Raw genomic sequence first — 15,215 nt, forward strand, 5'->3', positions numbered from 1 at the left:
CTTCTGCCCCTCGAAGGTCTTGCTCCGTCCGATCCCGCGGGGCAGAGCCGGCGGCGGCGGGTCGGGGTCTTGCTTCCTTGCGGTTGTTGCTTCTCGAGTTCGTTCGTCTCGAGCTGGTTACAACCGTAGGCACCGATTACGGAAAGGTCACGGGTCGATTTTGTGGGACACCCGTACGTGAAATACGCCATGAGCTGGTAAAAGTCGCAGCTCAGCGGTGCAGAATTGCCGTCGAGTACCGGCGTCGTTGCATAACCGTAATGTGACTCAGGTCACTCGGATTTAGTGAACGCGGTCACGAAATCTCGGCCGGATAACGAGCCGGGCCGCCCGTGAGTCGTTACTGCGACCGGGGGTCGGGACCCCATCCGGCTCCACTCGGTGCGTCCTGCGCATCCTCGACGAGGTGCTTGAACGGCTCGAGGTTCGCGAGCGATTCGCCCCGCGACACCCGCCAGGCCCACTCGCGCTTGATCGACGACGCGAATCCCAACTCGAGCAGCGTGTTGAAGTCGCCGTCCGCCGCCTCGAGGATCGAGCCCAGCACTCGGTCCAGCTCGGCGCCGGTCACCGCGTGCGCGGACATCCGGCCCACCAGGTAGATGTCGCCGATCTTGTCGATCGTGTAGTAGGCCCCGTACAGCCGGCGGTTGCGGCGCAGCAGGTACTTGTAGACGCCTTCGAAGTTCTCGTCCGGCTTGCGACACACGAACGCCTCGACCCGGACGCCGTGGTTGCCGACCGTGAGCAGTGTGGTCGTCTTCAGCTTGTGCTCGCCCGGCAGTTCCACGACGAACTGGTTCTCGCCCCGGCGGCTGTAGTCCAGTTCGCGTTCCTTCAGGGCTGCATCGATGATGCCGCTGACGGCGTCCGCCGTCGGTTCCTGTTCGCTCACGCTCGCACTCCGCTCGTCCGACGCAATTTCCACAACCCGCGTGGCCTACGCTGCCAGAGTTCGCCGCCCTCCGCCCGGTGATACATCGCGGTCGCGGCCCGATAGCTCGCGAGCAGCGCGTCCGCCGTGTGCTCCCACGAGAAGTTCTCGGCGTGCCGCGGCGCGCGGGCCGCCAGTTCGTCGAGTCGGTCCGGCGACGCGACGAGCGACTCGAGCGCCGCCGCCCAGTCGTCGATGCGATGCCCCTGGACGAGCATGCCTGTCAGGCCGTCGCGCACGGCCACACCGAGACCGCCCACGTCGGCAGCGATCACCGGCGTTCCGCACGCCTGTGCCTCGATCGCGACGAGCCCGAACGATTCCGAATAACTCGGTACCGCAACGAGATCCGACGCGCGATACACGTCGGCGAGCCGGTCGGGCGGCTGGGGCGGCAGGAACGTCACCCGTGCGGTGATGCCGAGCGCCGCGGCCAGCTCGATCAGCGAATCAGGTCGGTCGAGCCCGGTACCGGACGGCCCGCCCACCACCAGTACCCGCAGCGGCAGGTCCGGACGCCGGCCGGCCACCTCGGCCGCGGCGCGCAGCAGCACGTCGGGAGCCTTGAGCGGCTGGATCCGGCCGACGAACGTCACGATGGTCTCGGACGGGTCGAGGCCGAGCGCAGCGCGGGCGGCGAGACGGTCGCCAGGCCGGTAGCGCGTAAGGTCGGCGCCCGGCGCGACGATGTCGATCTTGTCTGCCGACGCGCCGTACGTGGCGGTGAGCTGCGCGGCCTCGTCGACGGTGTTGGCGGTGAGCCGGTCGGCCTCCGCGACCACCTGCTGCTCACCGATCTGCCGGGCGGCCGGCTCGGGGGTGTCGCCCTCCGCGAGCGACGCGTTCTTCACGGCGGCCAGGGTGTGCGCGGTGTGCACCAGCGGCACCCCCCACCGGTCGCGGGCCAGCCAGCCGACCTGCCCGGACAGCCAGTAGTGCGAGTGCACGAGGTCGTAGTGGCCGGGCTCGTGCCGAACCTCTTCCCGCAGCACACCGGCAGCGAACGCGCACAGCTGCGTGGGCAGTTCGTGCTTGTCGAGACCCTCGTACGGGCCGGCCGCGACGTTGCGCACCCGCACACCCGGCGCCGCGTCCTGCACCACCGGCGTGGCCGACGACGTGGCGCGGGTGAAGATGTCGACCTCGACACCGCGGCGGGCCAGCTGGATGGCGGTCTGCAGCACGTACACGTTCATTCCACCCGCATCGCCGGTGCCCGGCTGGGCCAGCGGCGACGTGTGTACGGACAGAACCGCGACCCGTCTCGGCGTCGCACTGTGCTTGGGTGTCACGCGTCCATACTGCCCTGTCGCTCTGTCAGGAGGTAATTGCGCCCGCGCTGTTCTCGCCGACCGGGACACCCTCCCCGAGGTCCGACAGGAATCCGTCGACCTCGCTCACGAACCGCGCCGGATCCTCGACGAACGGGCCGTGCCCGCAACCCTCCCAGTACGACACACGGGCCTGCGGGATCAGCTCGGCGGCGTGCTCACCTGCAGAGACGTCGACGACAGCGTCGGCGGTGCCGTGCAGCACCAGGGCGGGGACGTCGAGGGCGCGCAGCACGTCGTCGTGGCTCGCAGCCCGCCGGAACAGCGCCGACCGCACCCGCGGCGGGGTGGACAGGCTTGCACCGAACAGCGCCTGCGACAGAGCGCCCCGGGCCGCATCGCCGCCGAGCGGACCGGTCAGCGCCGTCCCGAAACTGCCCAGGGCCCGAACCGCGACGTCGGGGTCCTCGGCCATCGCGGCAGGGATCGCGGCCTTCATCGCCGGTCCCACCGCGCCGCCGCGCTCACCGCGTCCGATGCTCGTGATCGCCCCCACGAACACCACGGCGTCGACCGCTCCCGTCCCGTGCGCGGCGAGATAGTCGCAGATCACCAACCCGCCGTACGACCAGCCCAGCAGCGCCGCGCCCGCGGAGATCCCCTCCGCGGACAGCACCGCGTCGACGTCGGCGGCCCAGTTCGCGGAGTCGTCGTAGCCCGCAGCGGGGACGCCCGAACAGCCGTGTCCACGCAGGTCGAGGGCGATCACGCGGTACCGCTCCGCCAGCGCGTCGACGACCTGCTCGCCCCAGCAGCGCGACGACTGCGCCCATCCGTGGATCAGGACGAGCGGCCTGGAGGCCACATTACCGAACGCTCGATAAACGATGGTGGTGCCGTCGGCACTGACGGTTTCGCGAATGGCCATGGCGTCACCATAAGGGGCCGCGGTCACCGGGCGCTGCGCGCGCGGTGCAGGAGGTAGGCGGTCAGGGCGACGACCAACGCCGTCGCGCCCGCGACCACCACCACCGCGAATCCGGCCCGGGTGCCGAAGCCGTCGATCATCTGCCCGGCGAGCGCCGAACCGACGGCGACCCCTACGCCGAGGCCGGTCACGGTCCAGGTGATGCCCTCGGTGAGTTTGTGCTGCGGGACGACCGCCTCCACGAGGGTCGTCGCGATGATCAGTGTCGGCGCGATCGAGATGCCGGCAAGCGCGAGTGCCGCGGTGAGCATCGGGATCGAGTCGACGAGCAGCAGCGGCCACACCAGGACCGCGACGACGACGGTGGCGAACACGAGCTGGCGCCGCAGCGCCGCACCGGGACGCAGCGCACCGAAGACGATGCCGGCCACCGCGGACCCGCCCGCGAAGAGGGCCAGCGCGATCGTCGCGGCGGCGGGAGCTCCCCGGTCCGTCGCGAAGGCGATGCTCGTGACGTCGACGGCACCGAAGATCGTGCCCATCCCGAGCATCACCGCCACCAGCGCCCAGATCGCCGGGTTCCGGACCACCGAGGCACCGGCATGCGCGTCCCGCTCGGCGACGGCCGGTTCGGTGCCGCGCTGCGCGACGAGGGCCAGCGTGCCGACCACCAGCAGGATCAGCGCCAGCAGCGGACCGGCCTCCGGGAACACCGACACCGACAGACCCACCGAGATCACCGGGCCGGCGATGAAGCAGACCTCGTCGAGGACCGACTCGAAGGCGAACGCGGTGCGCAACTGCGGTTGCCCGCGATACAGCTCCGTCCACCGGGCGCGGACCATCGCCCCGATCGTCGGCATGCAGCCGGCCGGGATCGCGAGCAGGAACAGCACGAAATCGGGTGCCCCGATGCGCACACACAGCAGCAGCGTGGCGAGCGCGCCCGCGCTCACCGCGGATGCGGCCGGCAGCACCCGACGCTGCCCGTACCGGTCGACGGCGCGCGACACCAGTGGCGTGATCGCGGCGTAGGACAGGGCGAACACCGCCGAGAGTACACCGGCCACCGCGTAGTCACCCCGCAACTGCGACAGCATGGTCACGATGCCGATGCCCACCATCGCGATCGGCAGGCGCGCGACGAACCCGGCCGCGGAGAACGCGGCCGACCCGCGGGCGGCGAAGATCTCCCGGTACGTACCGATCATTGCCGGTGTCTCTCCTGAACCATCCGCGACGAGGCGCGCCGCGCCGGCCGGTAACCAGTTGTCGGGAGAAGTCTCGCACCCTTGCCCCCGGGTCCGACCGGGGTGTAAGCATTCTCCGCATGAGCGTTCTGGTCTGCTTCCATGCACATCCCGACGACGAGGTCTTCGTGACCGGCGGCGTGATGCGCCAGGCCGCCGACGCCGGGCACCGGGTCGTGGTGGTGACCGCGACCGACGGAGCGCTCGGCGAGGTGCCGGATGGCCTGCTCGGCGACGGCGAGACGCTGGCGCAGCGTCGTCGCCGCGAGCTCGAGGCGTCGACGACCGTGCTGGGCGCGCATCGGGTGGTGATGCTGCACTACGCCGACTCCGGTATGGCCGGGACGCCGGAGAACGCGCACCCGGACGCCTTCTGCAACGTCGACGTCGACACCGCCGCGGCCCGCCTCGCCGAGATCCTGGTCGAGGAGGGCGCGGACGTCCTGACGATCTACGACCCCAACGGCGGCTACGGCCATCCCGACCACGTGCAGGTCCACCATGTCGGCGTCCGGGCGGCCGAACTCGCGAACGTCGCGCACGTGTACGAGGCCGCGGTCAGCCGCGACCACATCCGACGCATGATGGCGGCGAACCCGGAGTGGAGCGAGGAGGCGACTCCGCCCGACTTCGAGACCTTCGGCCTGTCGGACGACGAGATCACGACGGTCGTCGACGTCACGGCCGCGCTCGCTGCCAAGCGTGCCGCGATGCTCGCGCACGAGACGCAGATCGGCGATTTCGGCCCGTTCCTGCAGATGCCGGAGGAACAGCTGCACGCCGCGTTCGGCCAGGAGTGGTTCCGTCGCCGTGGCGCACCGAGCGGACTGGCCGAGACCGCGCTCCCCCTCTGATACCGCCAACTGCCTGCGGATTCACCCCGGGCCGACCTAGCATCGGCTCATGCCCGGTCTCCCCGCGCGCTACCGACGGACCGGCGCCGACGTGCCGTTCGGGAATCCACTCGCCGCGCACGGCGTGGCGATGGAGGGCTACTTCTGGCGCTTCACCCAACGCGACACCGGCCGGGTGCTGATCGCCCTCGCCGGCATCAACCGCGCCGCCGACGGGCCGTGGGCCACCCTGGGCCTGGGCGCGCATCCGGGCGGATTCCTCAGGAGTGCAGCACATCCCGTCGCGTCCGCCGATCCGCACGGGCTGGGCGCGTTCGCGGGCTCGGCGTTCCACGGCACTCGGGACCGCCTGCGCGTGGACCTCGGACCGGGCGCGCGCATCGACGTCCGGATCACCGACCGGTTCGAGTGGCCGCGCCGACGGCTGGGCGGGTCGAGCGTCTTCCACACGGTGCCCGCGCTCAACCAGTACTGGCACCCGTGGCTGCTCGGGGGCCGCGCCGAGGGGTGGGCCGACGTCGACGGCGAACGCTGGGATCTCGACGGCGCCCAGGTGTACGGCGAGAAGAACTGGGGCCGGGGTGGTTTCCCCGAGGCGTGGTGGTGGGGCCAGGCGCAGGGGTTCGACGACCCGCGGGTGTGCGTCGCGTTCGCCGGTGGCGTCGTCACGGCCGGCCCGCTGCGCACCGAGGTGACCGCTGTCGTCGTGGCGTTGCCCGACGGCACCGTGGTCCGGGTCGGGAATCCGGTGCTCTCCCCGGTCCGAGCGCGGGTGGACGACGAGTCGTGGCAGCTCAGCGGTGGTAGCCGCCGGTGGTCGGTGGAGATTCGAGGCGAGGCGAGGCGCGGCGACGCCCACGTATTGCCGGTGCCGCTGCCCAACCAGCACCGCAACGTCCCGGGTGCGCTCGAGCACCTCGGCGGCAGGTTGTCTGTAACGCTGAGTCACAATGGTCGATGTCGTCTGTCGGGTGCATCACACCTGGCGGGGCTCGAGTGGGGTGGGATCTCTCGGGCGCACGACGAACTCCGACGGCGCGAACGCGCGTGCGGGGACACACAGAACTGAAGAATTCGAGGGGGGGATCCTTGCGCAGGCTTCGATCGACACTCGCGGCGACCGCGGTCGCCGCGGCGGCGCTGCTGGTCGGCGCGCCGACGGTGGCGGCGGCACCGGCGGCACCGGCGGCACCGGCGGCACCGGCGGCACCGGACACGGTGGACATGGGCGACGTGTTCGGGCCGTTCGTGCTCGACACGTTCCGGGACGGCCGGATCGCGCCGCCCGAGCAGTGGCGGCCCCGGCACCCCGTCACCGATCCGTGGTTCCAGGCCCCACCCGTCGCCGACCTCGCCCCCGGAACGCTACTCAAGGCCCGCCCGGCGACCGTCCAGGTGTACGGCGTGCAGCCGGCGCACGTGCGCGGGTACCAACTGATGTACGTCACAACCGATTTCGACGGTTCCCGGGTGGTGAGCACCGGAATCCTCATGATTCCCGAGGACGGCACCGCGCCGCAGGATCGCAAGCTCATCGGCTACTCCGAGGCCAACGACAGCCTCGGACCGGGCTGCATGCCGAGCGCGCAGTGGACGGGCACCGACCAGGACGACCCGTCGCTGTTCTCGGCGCTCGGGCCCGTAGCGCAGATGTTCGGCAACGGCTGGGCCGTGATGATGAGCGACACCGCCAACGACGGCGATCCCGCACCCAACGGGTTCTCGATCGGCCAGTTCTCCGGCGCCGCAACGCTCGACGGCCTGCGCGCCGCGATCGCGCTACCCGAGGCCGAGTTCGAGCGGGACGTCCCGATCGGGATCTACGGCATCGCCGGCGGCGGCGTAGCTGCCGGATTCGCCGCGGAGAAGCAGGCGTCGTACGCGCCGGAACTCGACGTCGTCGGCACGGTGCTGCAAGCCATGGTGATCGACAGCGCCACGTTCGAACGCAAGGCGGACGGCGGGATCGGTGCGGGCTTCGTGTTCGCGAACTCCCTCGGCTACGCGGCCCGCTACCCCGAGATCGACCTCGACAGGGAGCTGACCCCGCTCGGCAAGCAGGTCGCGGACCTCTTCAACCGCACGTGCCAGCAGACCTACCTGCTGATGCCCTTCATGCCGCTGAGCGCGCTGTACACGCACGGGCGCCCCGCCGACAATCCGGCCTTCGCCCGGGCCTACGCCGAGAACCGCATGGGTCAGCAGGCACCGAAGGCGCCGGTGCTGATCACCTCGTGCCGGGACGACTTCCTGGTCCCCTACTCCGACGTCGAGAACCTGATCGCCGCGTACCGCGCGGGCGGTACCGACGTCACGGTGGAGCCGAGTCACTGCGGCGTCACCGACGTCCTGACCGACCCCTACCGGGTGGGCACCGAAATGCTCGGCATGCAGAACGTCGACTGGTTCGTCGGCAAGTTCGAGGAGACGACTCGATGAGGAAACTGCTCACCGGCGCGCTCGCCGCCGCGCTCCTGTTCGTCCCGACGGCGGTGGCAACCGCCGACCCTGCGCTGGACGGAAAGCTCGACGGCTACCTCGACGCCCCGCTGTCGAACGAGAATGCCGAGTCGAACGGCGGCGTCAACCCGTCGTTCTCGACCGACCCCGACGAGCTGGGCGCCCTGCTCGACCGGGCGCGCACGCAGGGTGTCGAGCCGACGCGGTACAAGGCTCTGCTGCAACAGTTCTGGCTCGCAACGGCCACTCGCAAGGCCGGCCTGGATCTGAACAACTGGGACGCGGGTCGGGGCCTGGCGGCGAACGAGCAGAACCTCGCCAACACGTTCCGCTACTACGAGCGCCTGCAACTCGAGAATCCGAACTTCCTGTGGACCGGGCAGGGCGGCATGGCCGGGCCGTCGTTCGCCGCGGGCATCATGGATGTCGACCTCGGGCGCGTCGTGCTCGACGTCCGCGCGGTGCGGGACGCGATCGCCACCGTCGTCGGCGCGCTCGACTCCGCCGCGGCACCGGCCACCGCGAACCTGCCGGAGGACGTGCGCGCGGTCCTCGAGGTGGGTGCCGTCGTCACCGCCGACGACATCGCCCACTTCCAGACGCAGGTCATCGCGATGAGCAAGCACATCTTCATGGACCTGATCCCGCAGCACGAGGCCTACCTCGCCGGTGGCATGACGGCGATCGACGAGTACCGCGACGCCGGCCTGATCGACGAGAACGCCTATCAGGCCTGGCGGAAGGTGGACACCGGCGACCCGGACAAGGTCGTCGAGGGCAACAAGGATCTCCTGTATCGCGAGCAGTACCAGTCGATCGGCGCGCAGTGGGACGCCGCCCGCAACTACCGGGGGGCGGTGGGCCGGGCGTTGACCTACCTCAGCACCGTCGCCGCCGATCCCGCGATCCCGGGCGTCGTCCCACCGCGCGAGGCCGATCCGCTGGTCCTGACCGCCGGTCATCTCACGGGCACCGTCGCCGACGGCCCGCAGTGGCGTCTGCAGACCCCGCTGCCGGCGTTCAACTGGTCGGACCGCGACGCACGCTGGACGTACATCACCGAGCAGATGCTGCCGAAGTACCGCGCGCTCAAGGACACTCAGCCCGACCTGTGGCGAGCGACGCTGTCCAAGCCGATGGAGCAGCAGATCGGCGACCAGCGGGCGCTGGCGCGGCTGCCGCAGATGCTGCTGTCCATGGCTCGGACCACTCAGGCTCAGTACTTCTGAACCCGCGCGATGCGGAGGGTCACACCCGGACGGTGGCCTTCCGCATCGCCGCCAACGGGTTCGAGTACAGCGAACTCAGCGACACGACGCCCGCAGCATGCTCCTGGACACGGTTGCCGAATCCTGTGATGCGCACGTCGGCGCCGGCGACGCGGGACGCCTCCGACAACGCACGCGCCACCTGCGGTGCGGCCTCGGGGTAGTCGGTGAACGCCTGCCCACCCAGGATCACCCGATCCGGATTGAACAGATCGCGGACCATCGCCACCGCCCGACCCAGGACCTGCGCCCGCTCGGTGAGAATCTGCTGCGCCGCAGCCGACCCCGACCGTGCGGCCCGGTAGACCGTCGCCACGGGCGGCAACGGCCCGTCGGCCGGGAGCACCTCGGCTCGTCGCGCCGCGAGCAGCACTCCACGGTCACTGACCGCCGCCTCGAGGCAGCCGGTCGCACCGCAGTCGCACGGCGCGTCCGACGCCGTCGGCAGGTGCACGATCGACCCGGGACCGGCCGTGGGGGTGTGCACCTTCCCGTCGAGTGTCAGTGCCAGACCGACGGTTTCACGGGCGTAGAAGTACAGTCCGCCGCCGCGCGCGTCGGCGTTGTCGGCGCGTTGTGGAGTGAGCAGCAACTCGGATGCCGCCATCGCCTCTACGTGCGCCGCCACCGAGACGGGGAGACCGAACCCCGCCCCGACGATGTCACCGACGCGGGCCCCCGACCACCCGAGCCGCGGGTGCTCCACCAGTCCGGTCTCGGGTTCGACGCGGCCACCGATCGCGACGCCGACCCACAGCGGCCGGCGGCGGTGCCAGCGCGCCGCGAAGCCACGCGCGCTGGCCGTGATCGTCGCGAGCGCGGCGTCGGACGCGCCACGCGGGGTGGGGATCTCGATTGCACCGAGGATTCGTCCACGCAGGTCGGCGGTGATGACGCTGGTGACGACGGCACCGATGTGGATGCCGACGGTCAGGTGCGATTCGTGGTCCACCTCGAACGGGACGCGGGGCCGCCCGACCGCGCCGGCCGCGACGAGGTCGGGGCGTTCGCGCAGCAGCCCGGCCGCGATCATCGCGGACACATGCCGGTTGACGGTCGCGATGCTCGAACCCGTTGCCCGCGTGGCCTCGTCGCGGGAGATGGGTCCACCGGCGGCGGCCACCCGGAACACCGCGGCGGCGGGGCCGTCGGCGATGCCGAGGGTCGGCGGCACGATGCGCGACCGGGTCGCGGGCCGGGGCGGGGTGCTGCGGACGGTACGGGAACTGGTGGTGCGGGCGGTCACAGATCTTCCGGTGACGGGAGGCGCTGCGGTGAGCATGGCATGTCCTTGCCTCGTCCCCGAGGGGACGGATGTCGACGCGGTATGGGAGACGCGCTGCCGACGGCGATCGCTACCGACGAGGGCGTCGGTGGACCGGCACGGATCTACGGTGTGAGCAGCGCGGAACTAGCGGCGAGCGATGCGGCAGGGACAACAGAGTTCCCGCGGGTGCGGCAGCCGGGAACCCAGCGCGGCGGTCACGTAGGTGACCCGCGGTGCGGAGGTGGCGCCGGACGACATGACGATCAAGTTAGCATCCCGCGGGCAACCGGGGCCTCCCCCGTCCCGGACGACGCCCGGGTGTCGGCACTACGATCGGGTCATGAGCCTGCCACTGGACACCCGCGTCGCAGTCGTCACCGGAGCCAGCTCCGGCATCGGGGAAGCCACCGCCCGCACCCTCGCCGGCCAGGGATTCCACGTCGTGCTCGGCGCGCGGCGGCTGGATCGGCTCGAGGCGATCGCGGCGGAGATCGGCGGCACCGCCCTCGAACTGGACGTCACCGACGAGGACTCCGTGGACGCGTTCTGCGCCGTCCTCCCCCGCGTGGACGTGCTCGTCAACAATGCCGGCGGCGCGAAGGGCCTCGCCCCGGTCATGGACGCGGACCTCGACGATTGGCGGTGGATGTGGGAGACCAACGTCCTCGGCACGCTGCGCGTGACGAAGGCCCTGCTGCCGAAGCTTATCGCGTCGGGTGACGGGCTGATCGTCACCGTCACGTCGGTGGCGGCGTTCACCGCGTACGACAACGGCGCGGGCTACACGTCGGCCAAGCATGCGCAGGCCGTGCTGCACCGCACGCTGCGCGGCGAACTGCTCGGCAAGCCGGTGCGTCTCACCGAGATCGCCCCCGGCGCCGTGGAGACCGAGTTCTCCCTGGTGCGGTTCGACGGCGACGCCGAGCGCGCCGCGAAGGTCTACGAGGGCATCACCCCGCTGATCGCGGAGGACATCGCCGAGATCGTGGGATTCGTCGCGTCGCGCCCGCCGCACGTGAACCTGGACCAGATCATCGTCAAGCCACGAGACCAGGCCGATACCGGACGATTCCACCGCACCACCGGTTAACCTCGCGGCATGCAGCACCGATTGCAGCCGGGACCGCTCCTCGACGATCGCGGACACCTCGCCGAGGCCGGGTGGGCCGACGCCGAGGTCCGCCGCTACGACCGTGCGGCGGTGACCGCGCCGTCGTGGCGGATCAAGGAGTGGGACTACTACTGCGTCCTCACCCCGGAGCACGGCTTGGCGCTGACGGTCGCCGACAACGGCTACATGGGGCTGCTGGGCGTCTCCTGGCTCGACCTCCGCAACCGGCGCGAGGTCACCGAGAACGTGATGCTGCCGTTTCCGCTGGGCCGCATGGGCCTGCCCGCGAGCGCCGACACCGGCGACGTCGTGGTGGAGCACAAGAAGATGCGGATCGCCTTCCGGCACGACGCGGGTGGCCGCGTGCTGAGCATCGACCACCCCGGATTCGACGGCGGCCGCGGCCTGCGCGGCGAACTACGTCTCGCCCGGCCCGACACGGCGTCTTCGGGCCGCTCCGCAGGCTCCGCTCCTGCCCGAATGGTGATCGCCACGCCGTTCCCGAAGGCGCCCAAGGCTTTCTACTACAACCAGAAGATGAACTGTCTGCCCGCGACCGGCCAGGTGACGGTCGGCGGCGACACCGTCGTGTTCGAACCGGAGTCCGCGTTCGGAGTCTTCGACTGGGGTCGGGGCGTGTGGACGTACGACAACACGTGGTACTGGGGGTCGGCGTCGGGTGTCGTCGACGGCCGCCCGTTCGGCTTCAACATCGGGTACGGCTTCGGTGACACGTCCGCGGCGAGCGAGAACATGGTGTTCGTCGGCGGCGTCGCGCACAAGCTGGACCGGGTGATGTTCCACCTGCCCGAGGGCACGTACGACGGTGCGCCGTGGAAGTTTTCGAGCAACGACGGCCGGTTCGAGATGGTTTTCGAACCGATCCTCGACCGCGCCGCCGCGGTGGACTTCAAGGTATTGAGGTCGATCCAGCATCAGGTCTTCGGACGGTTCACCGGCCATGTCGTGCTCGACGACGGTAGCCGGATGGAGGTGACCGACCTCCTCGGGTTCGCCGAGGAGGTCCGCAACCGCTGGTGAGCGGGCGCCGTCACCACTCCGTGTAGGTCGCGGGCGGCGGCGGTTCCGCGGCCGGAGCCGGGACGCCGTCGATCCGCGCCCGGTGTTCGCGGTCGGCCTGGCGCACCCGGTACGCGGAGTGCCCGACCAGTGCGACGAACAGTGGTACACAGACGAGCAGAATCGCGGGAATCATGTTCGCGCTCCTCCTAGTTCATGTTCAGCGAGCTCGATGGGGGCGATGCCGGTTCGGGCACGCGGCCGCCCTCACGCATCCCGTCGGACGCCTCGAGGACCGCGCCCTTCAGCACGCTCTCCACGCTCACGTCTTCACCTTTGACGAGGTCGCCCGCGGCCGCGCCGACGCCGCCGGTGGTGAGGTCCACGGCGACTCCGGTCGCGACGCGGCGGCCGGCGTTCTCGACGCCGTCGAGCACCATCCCGCCGGCGCCCTCCCGGCCGAGGAGGCCGGTGACCACACCCTCGGCCGCGGCGCCGAGGGCTTCCTTGCCGAGCGCCCCGAAATCGAGTCCGTCCCGCTGCCCCTGCGCGAGTTGGTACACCTGGATGCCGCCGGCGATCGCCACCTCCCGGACGACGCTCACCGCGACCTCCTGAGCTACCCGGCGCAGCAGTTCCGTGATGATGGTGCGGATCGTGAGCTGCGTGGCGACCTGGGCTGCCGGGATCGCGGCGGTGCTGGCACCGAACGTGGCGACGGCCGACGCGGTGAGCGCCGCGATCTGCGCGGCGAGCGCCACGAGTGCGGCGATGATGGTGAGCTTGGCCTCCTCGACGTCGGCCGCCGTGGACTCACACGCATCGGCGAGTTCCCGGCACAGCCCGACGAGTTGTTTGATCGCGCCGTCGCTCCCACCGACCGTCGCCCAGTGCGAGGTCATCGCCTGGTTCACCGCTCCGGCCACACCCGCGAGCGCCGCCTGCATCGCGTCGTCGCCACCGGCACCGATCCGCTCGACGTCGGTCGCGACGGATTCCCACGCGTCCGACAGCCGGCGCAGCGATGTCTCGTCCGCCTCGGGCCAGTCCTGTCCCGAGGCCAGCGACGCGACGGCCCGTAGCGATCCGGGGATCTCGATGCCCATCAGCGGCCCCCGCCCAGTGTGCGGGAGAAGCCGGTGTCGGTGTTCTCGAACGCCGCGGCCGTGTCCCGCAACCCGCCCGCGATGCCGGTCAGCACGTCGGAGAGGTTGCGCAGCGCGGCGAGGGCGCCCTCCGCGCCGGGCACGTAGTCGGCCGCGAAGGCGGCACCGGTCGCGTCGGAGCCCCAGCTCGCTCCCTCCGCGTCGAGCGCGAGGTCGAGCTGCCGCCGCACGTCCACCAGGTTGTCGGAGACCCGGTCGAAACGTGGTGCGGCCGATCGCACCCGGTCCACCTCGATCCACATGCCGTCAGTCACGGTGCGCCTCCCGCAGGATCGGCGCCCGCCAGTCGTGGCGGTCGTCGGCGTCAGCGGCGTCCTGCGGCGTGGCGGCCGCGAACCCGGTCGCGACCGTGGGCACGAGGTTCCGAATACTCGGTGCCCCGGGGACCAGGTCGGTGAGGTCCGGGAACTCCGCGGCCATCGCCGCCACCGGAGTCATCAGTTCGGTTGCGCGAGTTCGTACCTCGTGCGACGCCGCTTGCGCTGCCGCACTGAACGAATCCGCGAGACGTTCCGGTGTGGATCGCGAGAAGGCCGCCGGATCGAGCCTCGTCGACACCACGGTGCCGGACGCGTCCACGGTCACCCGGACCAGCCCGTCCGCCGACGCGCCCTCCGCCTTCAGGTTCGCGGCGGCCCCCTGCGCCGCCGCGAGTGCCGCGGTCTGCTCGTGCAACCGCTCGAGCATCGTGTCCACCCGATCACGTAGGACGGTGTTGCCCTCCCGCAGCCGCTGCCGCGACTCCTGCCGCTCGTCCCCTCCGTTGTGAATCATCGATCCCCCTCCGTTCGATCCCCTGCGAACCCCTTCGCACCCCTCTGTCTCCTTGGACGCGGGTGGCGGCAGTTCGGTTCCCCTGCATCCGGAGTCGATCAGCCCGCCGCGACCCGCACCGTGTCGAGCAGCGCCCGGACCTCGGCCGCGACGTCGGCCGGCCCCGCGGGCCGGACCACGACATCGGCGTCGCCCCGGAGGACGTAGCGGCCGTCGCCGTCGAAGTCGAGCCAGTGCAGCGCGACGCCGTCGTCGGTGGGGCGGCTGTCGTAGGCGACGCCCGCGAACGCGGTGATCTCCCCGGTGCCGCTGCGGGGCCGACCCAGCAGGGCGCGTACCTCGTCGCGCAACGCGACTGATCCTGCGGACGTGAGCACCGAGCCCGGACCGGAGTGCAGGTCGGCTCGGCCGAACCGGACGGGCGACCGCGACCCGGCGGGGATGCGCGGCAGTGCCGATGCGATGGCGTCGGGGATCCGCGTCGGCGCGACACCTCGGAGCAGCACGTCGCCGCCCGTGTCGACGTCGGGGCCGGGCAACTGGATCGCGAGCGTGCCCGTGTCACCGCGGATCCCGGCGTGCAACCGCACCGGTGCGGTGTCGGGCCGGCCGGCGAAACCGAACACCTCGATCCGCTCCCTCGGCTCCGCGAGCGCCACCAGGTGCCGGTGGAGGGCCTCGGTCAGCCGGGGCAGCAACGCCGCCGACGCGTCCCGACGCTGCCGGTCCAGGTCGTCCTGGGTCTCGGCGACCGGGCGGTAGCGCAGCGGATACGGCAGCCGGTCGAGCCCGAGTTGCCGCCACAGGACCTGGAACTCGAGCCCGGTGAACCGCCACTCGCTGCCGGACGCCGGTCGATTCGAATACTCAGCCACGAAGGGGTAGACGCAGCCCGACGTCGTTCGGTTCCCT

16 protein-coding genes are annotated in these 15,215 nt (G+C 71.1%); 6 read left to right on the plus strand and 10 right to left on the minus strand.

The window, feature by feature from the left end; translation table 11 throughout:
- Positions 1-340 precede the first annotated feature (340 nt).
- The 4 genes from A6I89_RS14925 to A6I89_RS14940 are packed head-to-tail and all read right to left on the minus strand — an operon-like array spanning position 341 to position 4,344.
- A complete protein-coding gene (locus A6I89_RS14925) occupies positions 341-895 on the minus strand; it encodes a type III secretion system chaperone family protein (protein WP_022597549.1) in 555 nt (184 codons plus the stop codon).
- Positions 892-2,226, minus strand: a complete 1,335-nt coding sequence (gene mshA / locus A6I89_RS14930; protein ID WP_013417014.1) for a D-inositol-3-phosphate glycosyltransferase — start codon at positions 2,224-2,226, stop codon at positions 892-894. Before mshA ends, A6I89_RS14925 begins: the two co-directional genes overlap by 4 nt.
- Before the next feature lie 25 nt (positions 2,227-2,251).
- Positions 2,252-3,133: an alpha/beta fold hydrolase gene (locus A6I89_RS14935; protein ID WP_022597551.1), complete on the minus strand. Its 882-nt coding sequence runs from the start codon at positions 3,131-3,133 to the stop codon at positions 2,252-2,254.
- Positions 3,134-3,156: 23 nt separating this feature from the next.
- Positions 3,157-4,344, minus strand: coding sequence for an MFS transporter (locus A6I89_RS14940; protein WP_022597553.1), 1,188 nt, complete (start codon positions 4,342-4,344; stop codon positions 3,157-3,159).
- A gap of 119 nt (positions 4,345-4,463) precedes the next feature.
- Between A6I89_RS14940 and A6I89_RS14945 the strand changes: the two genes are divergently transcribed.
- From A6I89_RS14945 to A6I89_RS14960, 4 genes are read left to right on the plus strand one after another with little or no spacing between them, the layout of a single operon-like run.
- Entirely contained in the window at positions 4,464-5,237 is a 774-nt protein-coding gene (locus A6I89_RS14945; RefSeq protein WP_022597555.1) for a PIG-L family deacetylase, read from the plus strand.
- 49 nt (positions 5,238-5,286) lie between these two features.
- A complete protein-coding gene (locus A6I89_RS14950) occupies positions 5,287-6,306 on the plus strand; it encodes a tocopherol cyclase family protein (protein WP_022597557.1) in 1,020 nt (339 codons plus the stop codon).
- 20 nt (positions 6,307-6,326) lie between these two features.
- Positions 6,327-7,676, plus strand: coding sequence for a lipase family protein (locus tag A6I89_RS14955; RefSeq protein WP_022597559.1), 1,350 nt, complete (start codon positions 6,327-6,329; stop codon positions 7,674-7,676).
- Positions 7,673-8,926 carry a hypothetical protein gene (locus tag A6I89_RS14960; protein WP_022597561.1) on the plus strand — a complete coding sequence of 418 codons (1,254 nt, stop codon included), beginning with the start codon at positions 7,673-7,675 and terminating at the stop codon, positions 8,924-8,926. Before A6I89_RS14955 ends, A6I89_RS14960 begins: the two co-directional genes overlap by 4 nt.
- Before the next feature lie 19 nt (positions 8,927-8,945).
- On the opposite strand, the gene A6I89_RS14965 is transcribed toward A6I89_RS14960, so the two are convergent.
- Positions 8,946-10,247: an ROK family protein gene (locus A6I89_RS14965; RefSeq protein ID WP_232244779.1), complete on the minus strand. Its 1,302-nt coding sequence runs from the start codon at positions 10,245-10,247 to the stop codon at positions 8,946-8,948.
- 325 nt (positions 10,248-10,572) lie between these two features.
- On the opposite strand from A6I89_RS14965, the gene A6I89_RS14970 reads away from it, so the two are divergent.
- Complete coding sequence (locus A6I89_RS14970) at positions 10,573-11,322, plus strand: SDR family NAD(P)-dependent oxidoreductase (RefSeq protein ID WP_005518042.1); 750 nt, start codon at positions 10,573-10,575, stop codon at positions 11,320-11,322.
- Between the two features lie 9 nt (positions 11,323-11,331).
- The gene (locus tag A6I89_RS14975; RefSeq protein ID WP_022597564.1) at positions 11,332-12,384 is read left to right on the plus strand and encodes a DUF2804 domain-containing protein; all 1,053 of its coding nucleotides are present in this window, start codon (positions 11,332-11,334) and stop codon (positions 12,382-12,384) included.
- Between the two features lie 10 nt (positions 12,385-12,394).
- On the opposite strand, the gene A6I89_RS24640 is transcribed toward A6I89_RS14975, so the two are convergent.
- The 5 genes from A6I89_RS24640 to A6I89_RS14995 form a co-directional block, all read right to left on the minus strand.
- Positions 12,395-12,559, minus strand: coding sequence for a hypothetical protein (locus tag A6I89_RS24640; RefSeq protein ID WP_022597566.1), 165 nt, complete (start codon positions 12,557-12,559; stop codon positions 12,395-12,397).
- 13 nt (positions 12,560-12,572) lie between these two features.
- Positions 12,573-13,469: a WXG100-like domain-containing protein gene (locus A6I89_RS14980; RefSeq protein ID WP_022597568.1), complete on the minus strand. Its 897-nt coding sequence runs from the start codon at positions 13,467-13,469 to the stop codon at positions 12,573-12,575.
- Positions 13,469-13,783 carry a WXG100 family type VII secretion target gene (locus A6I89_RS14985; protein ID WP_022597570.1) on the minus strand — a complete coding sequence of 105 codons (315 nt, stop codon included), beginning with the start codon at positions 13,781-13,783 and terminating at the stop codon, positions 13,469-13,471. Before A6I89_RS14985 ends, A6I89_RS14980 begins: the two co-directional genes overlap by 1 nt.
- A complete protein-coding gene (locus tag A6I89_RS14990; RefSeq protein WP_022597572.1) occupies positions 13,776-14,303 on the minus strand; it encodes a YbaB/EbfC family nucleoid-associated protein in 528 nt (175 codons plus the stop codon). Before A6I89_RS14990 ends, A6I89_RS14985 begins: the two co-directional genes overlap by 8 nt.
- 98 nt (positions 14,304-14,401) lie before the next feature.
- Complete coding sequence (locus tag A6I89_RS14995; RefSeq protein WP_022597574.1) at positions 14,402-15,178, minus strand: ESX secretion-associated protein EspG; 777 nt, start codon at positions 15,176-15,178, stop codon at positions 14,402-14,404.
- Positions 15,179-15,215 lie beyond the last annotated feature (37 nt).

It is taken from the genome of Prescottella equi (genome assembly GCF_002094305.1).
Lineage (GTDB): Bacteria > Actinomycetota > Actinomycetes > Mycobacteriales > Mycobacteriaceae > Prescottella > Prescottella equi.

Bases quoted from the DNA above. Each gene is read 5' to 3' on its own strand.
- A6I89_RS14950 (WP_022597557.1), top strand. From the start codon at position 5,287: ATGCCCGGTCTCCCCGCGCGCTACCGACGGACCGGCGCCGACGTGCCG.
- A6I89_RS14940 (WP_022597553.1), bottom strand. From the start codon at position 4,344: ATGATCGGTACGTACCGGGAGATCTTCGCCGCCCGCGGGTCGGCCGCG.
- A6I89_RS14990 (WP_022597572.1), bottom strand. From the start codon at position 14,303: ATGATTCACAACGGAGGGGACGAGCGGCAGGAGTCGCGGCAGCGGCTG.
- A6I89_RS14970 (WP_005518042.1), top strand. From the start codon at position 10,573: ATGAGCCTGCCACTGGACACCCGCGTCGCAGTCGTCACCGGAGCCAGC.
- A6I89_RS14960 (WP_022597561.1), top strand. From the start codon at position 7,673: ATGAGGAAACTGCTCACCGGCGCGCTCGCCGCCGCGCTCCTGTTCGTC.
- A6I89_RS24640 (WP_022597566.1), bottom strand. From the start codon at position 12,559: ATGATTCCCGCGATTCTGCTCGTCTGTGTACCACTGTTCGTCGCACTG.
- A6I89_RS14980 (WP_022597568.1), bottom strand. From the start codon at position 13,469: ATGGGCATCGAGATCCCCGGATCGCTACGGGCCGTCGCGTCGCTGGCC.
- A6I89_RS14945 (WP_022597555.1), top strand. From the start codon at position 4,464: ATGAGCGTTCTGGTCTGCTTCCATGCACATCCCGACGACGAGGTCTTC.
- A6I89_RS14975 (WP_022597564.1), top strand. From the start codon at position 11,332: ATGCAGCACCGATTGCAGCCGGGACCGCTCCTCGACGATCGCGGACAC.
- A6I89_RS14965 (WP_232244779.1), bottom strand. From the start codon at position 10,247: ATGCTCACCGCAGCGCCTCCCGTCACCGGAAGATCTGTGACCGCCCGC.
- A6I89_RS14935 (WP_022597551.1), bottom strand. From the start codon at position 3,133: ATGGCCATTCGCGAAACCGTCAGTGCCGACGGCACCACCATCGTTTAT.